This window comes from Zongyangia acetica, assembly GCF_038739695.1.
GTDB lineage: Bacteria > Bacillota > Clostridia > Oscillospirales > Ruminococcaceae > Zongyangia > Zongyangia gallinarum.
The window spans coordinates 1-12,580 of sequence record NZ_JBBEWN010000018.1 but is presented as its reverse complement, the minus strand read 5'-3'; the positions used below and the strand labels follow the sequence as shown (position 1 = coordinate 12,580).

14 protein-coding genes and 1 pseudogene are annotated in these 12,580 nt (G+C 43.0%); 4 read left to right on the top strand and 11 right to left on the bottom strand.

Features of this window, described 5'->3' with window-relative positions:
- Positions 1-55: 55 nt before the first annotated feature.
- Both WGC32_RS13360 and WGC32_RS13355 read left to right on the top strand, forming a co-directional pair.
- Positions 56-256 (top strand): DNA-binding protein, encoded by a 201-nt coding sequence (locus WGC32_RS13360; protein ID WP_342682595.1) that lies wholly within the window; start codon positions 56-58, stop codon positions 254-256.
- Between the two features lie 45 nt (positions 257-301).
- Complete coding sequence (locus tag WGC32_RS13355) at positions 302-907, top strand: helix-turn-helix domain-containing protein (RefSeq protein WP_342682593.1); 606 nt, start codon at positions 302-304, stop codon at positions 905-907.
- Between the two features lie 107 nt (positions 908-1,014).
- Here the strand turns inward: WGC32_RS13355 and WGC32_RS13350 are convergent, their stop codons facing one another.
- The 10 genes from WGC32_RS13350 to WGC32_RS13305 form a co-directional block, all read right to left on the bottom strand.
- Positions 1,015-1,314, bottom strand: coding sequence for a hypothetical protein (locus WGC32_RS13350; protein ID WP_342682592.1), 300 nt, complete (start codon positions 1,312-1,314; stop codon positions 1,015-1,017).
- Positions 1,269-1,559 (bottom strand): hypothetical protein, encoded by a 291-nt coding sequence (locus WGC32_RS13345; RefSeq protein ID WP_342682591.1) that lies wholly within the window; start codon positions 1,557-1,559, stop codon positions 1,269-1,271. The genes WGC32_RS13350 and WGC32_RS13345 overlap by 46 nt, the downstream gene beginning before the upstream one ends.
- Positions 1,560-1,595: 36 nt before the next feature.
- On the bottom strand, positions 1,596-3,209 hold the full coding sequence (gene tnpC / locus WGC32_RS13340) for an IS66 family transposase (RefSeq protein WP_342682589.1): 1,614 nt from the start codon (positions 3,207-3,209) through the stop codon (positions 1,596-1,598).
- A gap of 52 nt (positions 3,210-3,261) precedes the next feature.
- Positions 3,262-3,618, bottom strand: a complete 357-nt coding sequence (gene tnpB / locus WGC32_RS13335; RefSeq protein WP_087256962.1) for an IS66 family insertion sequence element accessory protein TnpB — start codon at positions 3,616-3,618, stop codon at positions 3,262-3,264.
- Positions 3,612-3,959, bottom strand: coding sequence for an IS66 family insertion sequence element accessory protein TnpA (tnpA, locus tag WGC32_RS13330; protein ID WP_300283378.1), 348 nt, complete (start codon positions 3,957-3,959; stop codon positions 3,612-3,614). Before tnpA ends, tnpB begins: the two co-directional genes overlap by 7 nt.
- Before the next feature lie 195 nt (positions 3,960-4,154).
- Positions 4,155-6,143 (bottom strand): ABC transporter permease, encoded by a 1,989-nt coding sequence (locus WGC32_RS13325; RefSeq protein ID WP_342682581.1) that lies wholly within the window; start codon positions 6,141-6,143, stop codon positions 4,155-4,157.
- Positions 6,133-6,897: an ABC transporter ATP-binding protein gene (locus tag WGC32_RS13320; protein ID WP_342682579.1), complete on the bottom strand. Its 765-nt coding sequence runs from the start codon at positions 6,895-6,897 to the stop codon at positions 6,133-6,135. The genes WGC32_RS13325 and WGC32_RS13320 overlap by 11 nt, the downstream gene beginning before the upstream one ends.
- Positions 6,898-6,972: 75 nt before the next feature.
- The gene (locus tag WGC32_RS13315) at positions 6,973-7,950 is read right to left on the bottom strand and encodes a sensor histidine kinase (RefSeq protein ID WP_342682577.1); all 978 of its coding nucleotides are present in this window, start codon (positions 7,948-7,950) and stop codon (positions 6,973-6,975) included.
- Positions 7,947-8,558 carry a response regulator transcription factor gene (locus tag WGC32_RS13310; protein WP_342682574.1) on the bottom strand — a complete coding sequence of 204 codons (612 nt, stop codon included), beginning with the start codon at positions 8,556-8,558 and terminating at the stop codon, positions 7,947-7,949. Before WGC32_RS13310 ends, WGC32_RS13315 begins: the two co-directional genes overlap by 4 nt.
- A 14-nt stretch (positions 8,559-8,572) precedes the next feature.
- On the bottom strand, positions 8,573-8,806 hold the full coding sequence (locus tag WGC32_RS13305) for an AbrB/MazE/SpoVT family DNA-binding domain-containing protein (protein ID WP_342682573.1): 234 nt from the start codon (positions 8,804-8,806) through the stop codon (positions 8,573-8,575).
- A gap of 198 nt (positions 8,807-9,004) precedes the next feature.
- Here WGC32_RS13305 and WGC32_RS13300 point away from each other — a divergent pair, with 198 nt between their 5' ends.
- Entirely contained in the window at positions 9,005-10,012 is a 1,008-nt protein-coding gene (locus tag WGC32_RS13300) for a C45 family peptidase (protein WP_342682571.1), read from the top strand.
- 216 nt (positions 10,013-10,228) lie between these two features.
- Here WGC32_RS13300 and WGC32_RS13295 read toward each other — a convergent pair whose 3' ends face one another.
- Positions 10,229-10,750, bottom strand: a complete 522-nt coding sequence (locus WGC32_RS13295) for a PadR family transcriptional regulator (protein ID WP_342682569.1) — start codon at positions 10,748-10,750, stop codon at positions 10,229-10,231.
- A 211-nt stretch (positions 10,751-10,961) separates the two neighbouring features.
- Between WGC32_RS13295 and WGC32_RS13290 the strand changes: the two are divergent.
- Positions 10,962-12,337 (top strand): annotated as a pseudogene (locus tag WGC32_RS13290) (MATE family efflux transporter).
- Positions 12,338-12,580 lie beyond the last annotated feature (243 nt).

Sequence of the window (12,580 nt, the reverse complement as noted above, 5' to 3'; positions counted from 1 at the left end):
TATTGTTCGCTCTAATGAATATAATATAAGTAGTGACTGAAAGGAGGGCATCCTTATGAAATTTATGACATCAGTTGAAGTTGGAGAAAAGTGGAATCTATCAAAACGCCGTGTTGCTATACTGTGTGCTAAAGGTCGCATTCCAGGAGCAGAGAAAAAAGCAAATGTATGGCTGATTCCTGACGATGCTGAAAAGCCTGTGGATGCCCGTATTAAAAGCGGAAAGTACATTAAAAATGTAAAACCAAATAAATAGAAAACATTGGCAAATCAATGTGTAATAGACTGGAGGTGACTGATTATGCCATACCGCTTTCGAGATGCAAGAATCCAGTCCGGAAAAAGCTTAGCGGAAGCTGCAGAAGAATTACTTGTATCTAAAACTACACTCAGCAATTGGGAGTCAGGTCGAAGAGTTCCCTCTGTCGAAGCTTTAGAAAAGCTGGCGGATCTATATGGTGTGTCTGTCGATTACCTCCTTGGACGAACAGATCAGATGAACCCTTTTAAAGAAGTATCTGAATCTGTCGATCCTCATATGCTGCAATTTCTGCACGAATGTCCGGTTTATGTGAATCGGTCTCGTTGGGGACTCGTAGATGCCGTGAATCATAAAATTTGTTTTACCGATGGTAGTGAAGTAGCATTTTCTGATGCAACGCAAATCTCTATGCTATCCCCCGCTTTCCAGTCAGGAAACTATCCTTTGGAAAAGCCTTTGACTCGTTCAGAAGCTGAAAATTGCTCACGCATTTGGTTAGAACCAATCTCAAAAGACGAAACGCTTCGTCAAGAGCTGCGCGGATGGTACAATGTAAAAAGACGTTTTGTAGAAAATGAATTTGGTCAAAGATTTTATTTTGACACTTACGGAAACAAATGGTTGGCCTTTATATTGGATCTGTAATTTCTCTAAATAAAAAATGGTAGACCAACAGTAAGCGTCAAACCTAGCAGCACATAGTAAAAGCCATCCCGGAGTTTTGTGCTCTGGGATGGCTCAGGGTTATTCACTTAGAAAGAGAAATGTATTGTATGGTTTCTCTTTGCGTTCATGTACGCTTCCTTGAAATCCTCTCTTGCACCTTTGCCGAAGTAGATATGGTACGGTACAACCAGTCCATCCGAAATAATGCTGCCCCGGAAAGGAATTAACACAGCATCCAGCAGCACGGGACTTTCTCCAAGCATCTCCGCCCAGGTGGAGAACAATCCCTTTACCATATAAACCGACCCATCTTCCGCTGAGATAAACACAGAACCCTTTTTTAGATGTCGTTCCAGAATATATCTGCATATCTGCCCGGTTTGCATTGTTTCCATCCTGCAACGATTTGCGCATATTCCTTCGGCAGCTCAGCTATAGCGAGATATTCCTCTATAACCTCAATGTGTGACCACAAATAGTCCGCAATTGCTTTGGCATCGCTTGCGTCAACTCCCTGCCTTTGGTCTATCGTCTCTGTTTCGGGACACACATGGTACTTCTTGTTCACAAAATCCAACAGTGGAAACCATAACTGGTAAAAAAGCTCAGCATCAGATTGTTCCAGTCTCATATCTTGCTCCTTTGTGTATTTTGAAAGTGTCCAACGCTACTTTGTTCTGCATCCTGCCGGTGCGTTCCAGGGCAGCAGCTTTTCGGGCATATCCGGATTTTTCAGGTCGGCTTTGTTTGTGTTTTTCAGCAGCCAGGTCAGGTATTGATAGGGATCCAGCCCATTCTCAATGGCGGTCTGGATCAGGCTGAACATAATGGCGCTTCCTTTCGCTCCCTTGGGCGTGTTGGCAAACAGGAAGTTCTTCCGGTCAATGACAAAGGGCTTGATACTTCTTTCTGCCCGGTTATTGCTCAATTCCAGCCTGCCGTCTTTTAGATAGTTCGTCAGGTAAGGCCACTGCTCATTCAGGTAAGTAAACGCTTTCCCCAGGGCAGACTTGGGTGCCGCTGTTTTGGAATTTGCCCATGCAAACATCGCGGCTAAAACAGGTTTTGCCTGTTTCAGCCGCTCGTTATATCTTTCTTTTGCTGTTTTCTCTGCCAATCCCTGCTCAATCTCAAACAGGAGATTGCAGTAGGCAAGTCCTTGGGATGCGGAACTGCCTTTCGCCTTTCCTTTGGGTAGTGACTTCACTGCCTCGTCGAATTTTCTCCGGGCGTGAGCCCAGCATCCAACCACTGTAATATCCTCTGGCAGGCTGTGGTATCCCTGGTACCCATCCGTATGGAGATACCCCTTATATCCGGCAAGAAACTCCTTAGGATGCTTTGCACCACGGCCAGGCTGGTATTCATACAGGACAATCGGTTTGTCCGTATCGCCACTGGTCCGGTATAGCCACATATAGCTCTCACTTTGCGGTGCTTTCCCGGGTTCATGCAGCACCTGCAGGGTAGTCTCATCCGCATGGAGGACATCTCTTTTCAGTTGCTCCTTGTGCAGTTGCTTATACACGGGTGTCAGGTAATCTTCCGTTACTTTCAAAATCCAGTTGGACATAGTCTGGCGGCTCAGCTGGATACCCTGACGGTTTATCTCCTGTTCCTGCCGGTACAGAGGAGAACCCATAACAAACTTCTGTGTCATGATATGGGCAATGGCCTCCGGTGTAGCAAAGCTGCCGGGAATGATGTTCTTTTCCCGGGGCGCTTTCACAACAGGCGTCTCGCAGCCCTCGTCAGCATTTTCACTGCAGCTTTTGCAGGCGTAGGTGTAGTAAATATCCTCCCGGACGATATACTGGGCAGGTATGATTTCCAGTGTCTTGACCACTTCCTTGCCGATCTCCGTCATGGTATCCCCGCACTGAGGGCAGACCAAATCCTCACCCTCCAGACGATGCTCCACCTGCTTCGTAGGGATTCCTTCCGGGATGGTATCCAGAGTGTAGGTATGCTTCTTGTGCCGCTTGTGGCCTGCCCCATCGGTGGCTTCCGGTTCCTCTTTTTCCGCAGTGGAGAACACCTCGGCTTCGTTGAACAGGAAGCTCAGCTGCTCCATGAAAGATTCGTCCGTCTTCTCGGAGGATGCGCCAAACCGCTTGTGCCGGGCAAGGCGCAGGGCTTCCGTCAGCAGCTCTATCTGACTTTCCAAACGGGAAATGCGCTCGTCCTGAGATGCCAGTCGAGCGTTCTTTTCCTCATATTCCGCCCGGGAAATGGTCACCATTTCCGGGTTGCTTGTCTGGAAATCATTCGTACTTTTCATGTGTTGATTATACCATATTCTTCCTGAAAAGTACAGTAAAATAGGAAATTTCTCAAATAATTTCCAGACCTTTTACCGGCCTGTGGGCCTTTGGCTGGTCGATACTCAGGCCCTCCATGAGCCAACGATATTGCTGGGCAGTTAGCGTTTTGGCTTCACTTTCTTTCCTGGGCCATTGGAAAGAACCCGACTCCAGCCTCTTGTAAAGCAGCACAAACCCGTTCCCTTCCCAGTACAGTGCCTTGATCCGATCCCGGCGTCGACCGCAGAACAGGAAAAGGGTGTTGGCGAAAGGATCCAGATGGAACTGCTTCTGAACCATGGCGGCCAGGCCGTCAATGCCGCGCCGCAGGTCGGTGTAGCCGCAGGCAATGTAGACCTTGTCCGCTCCCGTGAAATCGCTCAGCATGATTTCAGAATCCGCAGAACCGTTTCCACGGTGGCCGCATCCGCACCATTGTAAATCTCAGCCTCAACTCTGGAAGTCCGGACCGTGACAGCTAAGCCGCTGGATGGCCGAACATTAGGTGTTGGTGTAATTTCTGCAAAGGCAGGCTGCCGAATCGACTGCTGTTGTTCCGACAGTGTTTGGAATAGCCGCCTTTGCCAGTAGTAATAGGTCTTTTCAGAAAGACCGTTTTCCTGACACCAGGCCCGGACAGTCATTCCGCTGCTGCGGCAGGCCATGATCCTGGCGGTCCAATTCTCCAAACGTTCCTGCTTGGACATTACTTGCAGACTTTGCTCCACTTTTGACCATCTCCCAATGTGTCAAATACCTCCCTTGGACTGCATGAGAGATATTTCAAGTTTTGGGATATTGTCTCATGCCCTGACCCGCAATTCAAGCCGCGGGGAGGTTTTACGCTTACGACCAACATTAAGAAATCTTTTATTTATAAGCAAAAAGCACAGATGGCATGAAGACCATCTGTGCTTTTCTAATTATTTAATAATAGGTGTTACAATCACTCTTTTGGCAATAAAGTAAGTTGCTCCGTAGTATAACAGATAAATGAGTGCCATAACTCCCGCAATAACTGCTGCAATTATCGGAATCTGCTGTATCAAAATATCCATGCCCGTCATTTCCATGATATGCTGACATATGATAACAGTCGGAATACTTATAAGAAGCGGAACCACAAAAGGCAGAACAAAGAAACTAAAGGTTTGATGAAACAGTGCTTTTCCCTGTTCCTTTGCGTCCGCACCAAGCCGATATAGAATTTGATATCGCTGCCTATCCTCCGAAAGAGTGGATAGTGTTTTCAGTGCAAGGATTGCCATTGCCATAAACAGGAAGATTGTTGCTGCAAACAAAGCGCCGATAACTAAAATTGCATTTACACTGTTTTGTGATTGTCTTCCGTATTCCCGCAGAGTATAATCGCACCGTTCCAAAAAAATGTCATGCCCATCATATACACTCGGTATTGAATAGGTCAAATCCTTTTTTAATGTTGCTGCATCATAAGGATGATCTTCAGTGTCATAAGCAATATATGTTGTTTCTGGTGTCATTCCTTCAAACGCCTCATCGGGAAGTACAACATAATAAAACAAATTGCAAAATGACGGATAATCAGATTCAACGCTATGCAAGGAATAGGTTTTTCCGTTTCTTTCAAACACAAAGCCATTCCAGTCTATCGATTCTATCCTTGGAAAATTAGCAATCAACATATACTCATTCGTCAAGGTAACTTTTTCAAATCCAAGCGGTTCGATCAGTGCATTGAAATCGCTCAGCTTCATGAAACTGTCTGTATAAATTTTTCCGTCAGTGTCCTGACCTTCTATCTTGGTATAAAACTCACTGCTGCCTGAAGTATAGATATTGAAGGAGAATTTGTTCTTAATAGCAACATAATTTTGGATGATTTTTTCTGCTTCATCTGGTGAGAACCCAGCAGTATGTTCCGAACCATCCGATTCAAATCCCAGATTGTCAGTATACATGATGTCATACGGATAAATATCGTTTAGCTGTTCTTCTTGACTTGCCTTTTGCAAAAAGGAGAAATTTGCACCAATAACTGTAAATGTCAGCAAAAAAGCGAGAAAGCCCATCATCATGGAATTGCTGCTCAATGAACCTGACAACTGACGGAGTACAAATAGATTCGTTCCTCTAGCACACATTCTTTTTCGTCTCAGCAGAACATATACCAGACTTCTTGCCAGGCCCACATGAAAAATAATTACCGATACAGCAAATACAAACAAGGCCGTCATCATCCAAGAGGAATGACCGGTTCGGACAATATTTTTCAGATCGGCATCAAAAAGGATTACGCTGACAACCATTGCTATCAATGCGATTGCGGTAACAACAAACCAAATCCACGGATGTTTTACTGTCTTTTCTACTTTTTTATCACCATGGATCAAGTTATAAATGCTGACACGTTTTAAATAGATGGCAGACGCTACAGAGGCCAAAAGAAAAATCCCCAAAACCAGGAATACGGTTAAAACTATTCCCTTGACCGAGTAAGAAGCAATCGAAAATTCCATCTCCAACAAATTCATCATCAGAGCCATCAGTCCCTGATAAATAAACAAACCAAGGAGCATTCCGACCACAAGAGCGCCGACACAAATCATCATTGTCTCGGATATAAAGATTGTCAAAATATTTTTTCGGGTCATACCTAGGGTTAGATATGTTCCGAACTCCCTTTTTCTGAGTTTCAGCATGAATGAGGTCGCGTAACTCAAAACAAAAGCGACAATGGAGCAAATAAACACAACTGCACCGATCATTCCTTGCTTTAAATCCATGAGCAAAATAAATTCGGTTAGATTTTCGCTGAAAATAACATTGCTGATAGCAAACAACATTGCAACGGTAAAGGAAACTGTCATAAAGTAAATCAGATAATTTCCCACCTGACGCTTCACATTACGCAGAGCCAGTTTAGATAACATCCGCGTCACCTCCCAGCGCTGCTGTAACCGACATAATCTCATGATACATATCCTGTCTGCTTCGATCTCCCTTTAAGAGCTCGCTCCAGATTTTTCCGTCCTTTAAAAACAGGACTCGATCTGCATAAGATCCGACAACTGGGTCATGTGTTACCATTAAGATCGTCGATCCCAACGACTGATTCATCATGTTAAAGGTCTGCATCAATGTTTTGGAATTTTTAGAGTCCAATGCTCCTGTGGGCTCATCGGCAAGTACCAGAGCCGGATTGGTAATGATCGCTCTTGCACAGGCTGCCCTCTGCCTTTGACCACCGGAAAGTTCATAAGGGAATTTTTTAAGCTGATCAGAAACGCCAAGTGCTTCAGCAACACGGTGAAGTTCTTTTTCTGTTTCTTCTACACTAACTTTTTTTAAATTAAGTGGCAAAACTATATTCTCGCCAATAGTGAGGGTGTCCAGCAGATTATATTCTTGAAAAATGAATCCAAGCTGATCTCTGCGAAAAACAGAAAGTTTTTCTTCCTTCATCTCAGACAAATGCTGTCCACCCACATAAATATCGCCGGAACTAACCCGATCAATAGTAGAAATCACATTCAATAGAGTGCTTTTACCTGAACCGGATGCGCCCATGATGGCGGTGAACTCTCCTTTCTCTACCGTAAAAGAGATCCCGTCCAATGCTTTAGTAACAACACTTCCGCTTCCGTAGTATTTTGTAACATTGTTAATTTTCAGAATTTCATTCATAAACATTACCTCCGTTTCGAATCCATCTTAGCACAAGAGCTGCTTTTTTGTTCTAACGGAAGCTATTGTATTTCCTTACACTTTTGTTAGATTTCTAAAAGACAATGATATTTTCGTATAACTGCCCTGTACTGATTCTATTTTGAGGTCGATATCCAGCTTCTCACATAATTCTCGCACAATGTATAAACCCATCCCAGTGCTGCTAGCTGCTTTTCGACCATTGGTTCCGGTAAACCCTCGTTCTGTCACTCTCTTTAATTCATGAGCTGGAATTCCTATTCCATTGTCCTGCACTGTGATTATCCCGTCTTCTGCGGTAATCTGAATTAAACATCCGGGACAGTATTTTGCAGCATTGATTAGAAGCTGTTTTATTATAAAACAGAGTGCCTTGTCATCCGAATACACCATAAAATCGCCCTTGGTTTCCACACGGATCTTGGAGGCTATCAGCAATTCCATCTGGTTTTTTACTGCTTCCTCAATCACAGCCGCCAATTTAAACTTCTTGATCTGTGTATCCTTTTCCGCCGTCCTCATTCTGGCATAATACAAAATATTTTCAGTCAGGTTGTCAGCTCGCTTCAGCTCAGTTTTTAGCTTTCTAACATCGCCCCCGTTTGCCAGAATCAAAGAACAAGCAGTCAACGGCGTTTTTATTTCATGAATCCAGCTTTCTACATAGGCACAATATTCCTCTTTTTCCCGTATAGCCTGTTCAGCAACTCCAACAGCAGACCTGGACATTTCTTTCATAACGCGATAGTATTGGCGCTCTACAGTATTTGTCGGCGGGGGAAGCACCTCGCCCAGAAGATATTTTTCGGGCAGTTCACGAATCAGCTTTTCCAGTCGCATGATTTTCCTTCGTTCCAGCAGATATGAAACCATCAGCCAAAAAAGAATCAATAGGATATACAACAAAGCAAACATCAGAATAATCTGGACCCCCGCGCCGGCAAAAGCGGACGCTGAAGCAACTAACAGACCGCCGATACCAAGGAAGCAGAGTGTAACCAGCTTTGAAAAAGCATATTCTCCAAATTTCATAAGCGATATCCCACTCCCCAAACTGTACGGATAAAATTGACTGCACCCAATTGCTTTAATTTATCCCTCAATCGATTCACATTCACATACAGAGTATTTTCATCAATGTACAGACTGTTTTGCCACAGGTCCTCAATAATTTCCTCACGGGTACACAAATCCTTTTGCATCAGACAATAAAGGATCCGGGTTTCATTCTTTGTAAGCTCCTGAGCTTTGTTTTGATAGCGAACAGTCATATCAGACAAGTTCAAAGTAAGTCCACGTACAGATAAAACAGCATTCGTCTTTCTTTTTAACAGTCTTGCAATTCTAGCAAGAAGAACAGTAGAGTTATATGGTTTACGGATATAGTCGTCTGCGCCCATCGCAAATCCTAAAATTTCATCTTCCGCAGCTTCTCTTGCCGTCAGAAATATTATTGGCATATCGCAGGTCAGACGCAGTTTACGACAGATTTCAAAACCACTTTTATTTGGAAGGTTTATATCTAAAAGCGCTAAATCGCAAGGAGGTTCGCTGACTGGCTGATATCCGTTTGCTTGCAATAAAGTGATCAGTTCTTCACGAATACTTTGATCATCTTCCACTACTAATATTCTATCCAATCCAAATCCTCCCATCAGTCATTTTCATTTCGACTAGAAGATGATATTTTTTGAAACACATTGTTCGTGTGTTGTTCTAAAATATCTGCCTTTGTCACAGCAATCCCCCAATTTTCATCTCCCATGACAATTAACGTATCTCCTGCCTTGATTCCAAAGGTTTCTCTTGCTTCTTTCGGAATAATGATCTGTCCCCGTTCTCCAACCTTAACCGTACCAAACAGATAACGACCACTTGGCATACCCATATATAGCACCTCACAATTACATACAAGTATGTTTTTCATACTTATATGTATTATATGCTACACCTCAATAAATATCAAGGCCATGGGGAAGATCGATTTTTGTTTTCAATTTGCTATTGACATAAAATTTTTATTCGGATACCCTTATAAATAGAGTTGCCGGCAGCTCTCATTTCTTATGAAAAGGAGAGCATTATCATGTATCATGCAAGATTTAGTGGGAGCCATTACGAAATTGGTTTTCGTTGGGGATCCCAGCTGGCAAAGCACGCAAATTATATTTTGAACAACATTCCGTTTCCTATTACTGAGGAAAGAATTCGATTTGCAAAAGACTGTCTTCCAATCTATCAAGAATATTTTCCAGAGATTCTTGATGAAATACGAGGGATTGCAGACGGACAGGAGTGCGATGTAAAACTCCTTCAGGGACTGTTATTTAGCATCTACGCCATGCCGCCGGCCTGCCAATGTTCCTGCTTTGCGGTATCCAATAAAAATACCATTATGTTTGGCCGCAACAGTGATTTTCTGACCGCCATCGAAAAAAACAACCTCAATGTCATTTATCGTTTTTCCTCCGAATCATTCTCCTTTACCGGCAACACAACCGCCTTTGTTCAAATGGAGGATGGAGTAAACGAAAAAGGACTGGCTGTCGGGCTGACCTCCATTTATCCCCCATCCACCCGGCCCGGGATGAATGCCGGACTTCTGCTTCGATTCTTTTTGGAAAAGTGCAGCAGTGTTGATGAAGTAGTTTCCTATATGAGTAAACTTCCCATCAGCTCCGCTCAAACCTTTACAGTTGCAGATGTTACCGGAAACCTGGCAGTTCTCGAAAGTTATTGTGATCGGGTTATCGTACTAAGACCATCCATAGAAAAAAACTATCTCTGTGCGACAAACCGATTCCATTCTACTGAACTTTCTTTTGCAAACAACAATAAAATTGACGACTGGCAGGCAGAAAAACGATACCAGACTCTGGTCAATTTTCTGGACACTCGTGCAAAAGAAATGAGTTTGGAAGAAGCAGAAAAGCTACTGCGCGGAGAATACGGATTTCTTTGTCAGTATGACAGAACAACAGGGAAAGACACTGTCTGGTCTGTCCTGTACGATCTGAAACAGCATCAGATTTATCGTACAGAGAAAAACCCGAAACGCACAGTTTACAAGCCTGATAAACGATTCCAATTTTAATAACAAAAAGCCGGATACGGGAACAACATTCCCCCGAATCCGGCTTTTTTTATTTCATCAACAGACGCTGTATATACCTTACCTACACATTCCAAAACCCAATACGGCAATGATTTGGTAAATCCTATTGATTTCCGACAATCGACAACCCAGAATCCCGCTACGACGGACCTTTCATCAGCTTAACTACATTGATTGCAAAATAGTTATAATAACTCAAGCAATATTTAAAGATGAAATCCATGTTTGAATTGCTTCCACCAGTACATACTGCTGTCGTAAGACAGCCATACCAGTTGCTGGAATACTAGGTTCATTTTCTTTTTCCCGTATATTATCTTCAAGATAAGATTTCAGAACACTAACATTTTCCTCAATCTCTGCTATGCATGTTTTTTGTTTTTCAGGCGGTAAGGATTCCAAATTCACTATAACAGCGTTGAAATCCAGAAAAATGTTGATGGGCTTTGCTGCAATCTCAAACATCAGCCGTTCAAATTCTGCTTCTCCGGCTTCCGTCAGGGAGTAGATCGCTTTTTCTGGCATCTTTCCTTCCTTTACGATTTCACTTCGGATTAGCCCTTTTTCTTCCAACTGAATGGCCTTTTTATAAATGGATGGAGTGCTGATTTTTACCCATTTTGATATGTTTCTATATTCAACTAACTTTTGAATATCATAGGCACTCATTGGCTCTTTTTTCAATATTCCCAACACGATTAAATCTATGGTAGCCATGTGGATCACGCCCTTTTGCTTATTTTATACATGAAAAAATGCTGTCAGCTTTACTATAAATTATAGTAGTTGATTTTATACTTTTTGTCAAGACAAATTCCCGCATTTCCCTTGACATCTACTATAAATTATAGTAGTATGATTTATAAAGCAGTATACTATAATTTATACTACTATAATTTACACTCGCAAAAGCGAAAGGAGTATTAAAATGAGTGAACGTAACAAAAAACTTGAACTTTTAGGAAGTGCACCTATCCCAAAAGCCATAATGGCACTTGGCGTACCGATTATGATTGGAATGTTAATCAATGCCCTATATAATCTGGTGGATGCCTATTTTGTGGGCGGACTAGGCAGAAGTCAAATGGGAGCTATTTCCATCGTTTTTCCGTTGGGGCAGGTCGTAGTGGGATTAGGACTAATGTTCGGCAACGGTGCAGCGTCCTATCTGTCAAGACTTCTGGGACATGGCGATAAGGATACTGCCAATAAAGTGGCAAGTATAGCCCTGTTAGCAGCCTTCTGATCGGCGCTATTATCATCCTTTTCTCTACAATCTTCCTTAAACCAATTTTGACCATGTTAGGCGCGACAGAAACCATCATGCCGTATGCCCTGACGTACTCAAGAATTTATATACTGTCCTGTGTTTTCAACGTGTTTAACGTGACCATGAACAACATTGTAAGCAGTGAGGGTGCGGCAAAGACAACTATGTGTGCGTTACTGCTGGGAGCTGTGTTGAATATCGGATTAGACCCTCTTTTTATTTACACTTTCAACATGGGAGTTGCCGGTGCAGCAATCGCCACCGCAATTTCGCAGATGGTATCTACACTTGTTTATCTTACATACATTCTGCGAAAAAAAAGTGCATTTTCTTTCAGCGTAAAAGCCTTTTCTCCATCTGGGCAAATGATGGCGGAAATCTTGAAAATCGGTGTACCGACTTTGGTGTTCCAGTTGCTTACAAGTCTTTCCATTACACTGATTAACCGTGCAGCCAGCGATTATGGCGATTCGGTCATTGCAGGCATGGGGGCAGTTACACGAATTACTTCTATGGGGACGCTGGTTGTCTTTGGCTTTCTGAAAGGATTCCAGCCTATTGCTGGATTCAGCTATGGGGCAAAGAAGTTTGACCGCCTGCGCGAAGCAATCAAAACCTCGATCATTTGGTCTACAAGTTTCTGCTTAGTCGTAGGCTTGGCGATGGCCATTTTCTCCACACAGATTATCTCTCAATTTACCGATGGAGATACTCAAATGATTTTAACTGGTCAAGAATCGCTGTTTGCAAACGGGATCACATTCATTCTTTTTGGCTTCTACACGGTATATTCCTCTCTGTTTCTTGCACTGGGCAAAGGTGCGGCAGGCTTCTTTTTGGGGGCGTGCAGACAAGGCATCTGCTTTGTTCCTGTTATTTTGTTGCTTCCTATGATCTGGGGAACAAATGGAATTTTGTATGCTCAACCCATAGCTGATGTAATTTCCGTAGTAATTACTGTATTTATGGCATTGCATCTACACAAAGAATTATCTGAGAGTGAACATCACGCCTTTTCAAAACAATCTCAATAAGTGATTTTTGAGAAAAAATGAAATAAATGTCCGGTGGAAGAAAAGAAAAATTGTCGCTCGGGTTTGGTGTAGTTTGTTCACTATATGGGACAATTCACATACGAAAGGCTTTTGTAATAAAGAAAAGGGAGCGTTGCAGAATGAAAACCTGCAGCGCTCCCATTTTCGTTTTTCGGTGGAAGCCTGAGACCGGGAAAGCACCGGGAAAGCAGAGAAAAACGCGGAGTTTTCCACAAAAAAGGG

Coding starts and splice junctions, on each gene's coding strand:
- WGC32_RS13360 (WP_342682595.1), top strand. CDS start 56: ATGAAATTTATGACATCAGTTGAAGTTGGAGAAAAGTGGAATCTATCA.
- WGC32_RS13355 (WP_342682593.1), top strand. CDS start 302: ATGCCATACCGCTTTCGAGATGCAAGAATCCAGTCCGGAAAAAGCTTA.
- WGC32_RS13350 (WP_342682592.1), bottom strand. CDS start 1,314: ATGCAAACCGGGCAGATATGCAGATATATTCTGGAACGACATCTAAAA.
- WGC32_RS13345 (WP_342682591.1), bottom strand. CDS start 1,559: ATGAGACTGGAACAATCTGATGCTGAGCTTTTTTACCAGTTATGGTTT.
- tnpC (WP_342682589.1), bottom strand. CDS start 3,209: ATGAAAAGTACGAATGATTTCCAGACAAGCAACCCGGAAATGGTGACC.
- tnpB (WP_087256962.1), bottom strand. CDS start 3,618: ATGCTGAGCGATTTCACGGGAGCGGACAAGGTCTACATTGCCTGCGGC.
- WGC32_RS13325 (WP_342682581.1), bottom strand. CDS start 6,143: ATGTTATCTAAACTGGCTCTGCGTAATGTGAAGCGTCAGGTGGGAAAT.
- WGC32_RS13320 (WP_342682579.1), bottom strand. CDS start 6,897: ATGAATGAAATTCTGAAAATTAACAATGTTACAAAATACTACGGAAGC.
- WGC32_RS13315 (WP_342682577.1), bottom strand. CDS start 7,950: ATGAAATTTGGAGAATATGCTTTTTCAAAGCTGGTTACACTCTGCTTC.
- WGC32_RS13305 (WP_342682573.1), bottom strand. CDS start 8,806: ATGGGTATGCCAAGTGGTCGTTATCTGTTTGGTACGGTTAAGGTTGGA.
- WGC32_RS13300 (WP_342682571.1), top strand. CDS start 9,005: ATGTATCATGCAAGATTTAGTGGGAGCCATTACGAAATTGGTTTTCGT.
- WGC32_RS13295 (WP_342682569.1), bottom strand. CDS start 10,750: ATGGCTACCATAGATTTAATCGTGTTGGGAATATTGAAAAAAGAGCCA.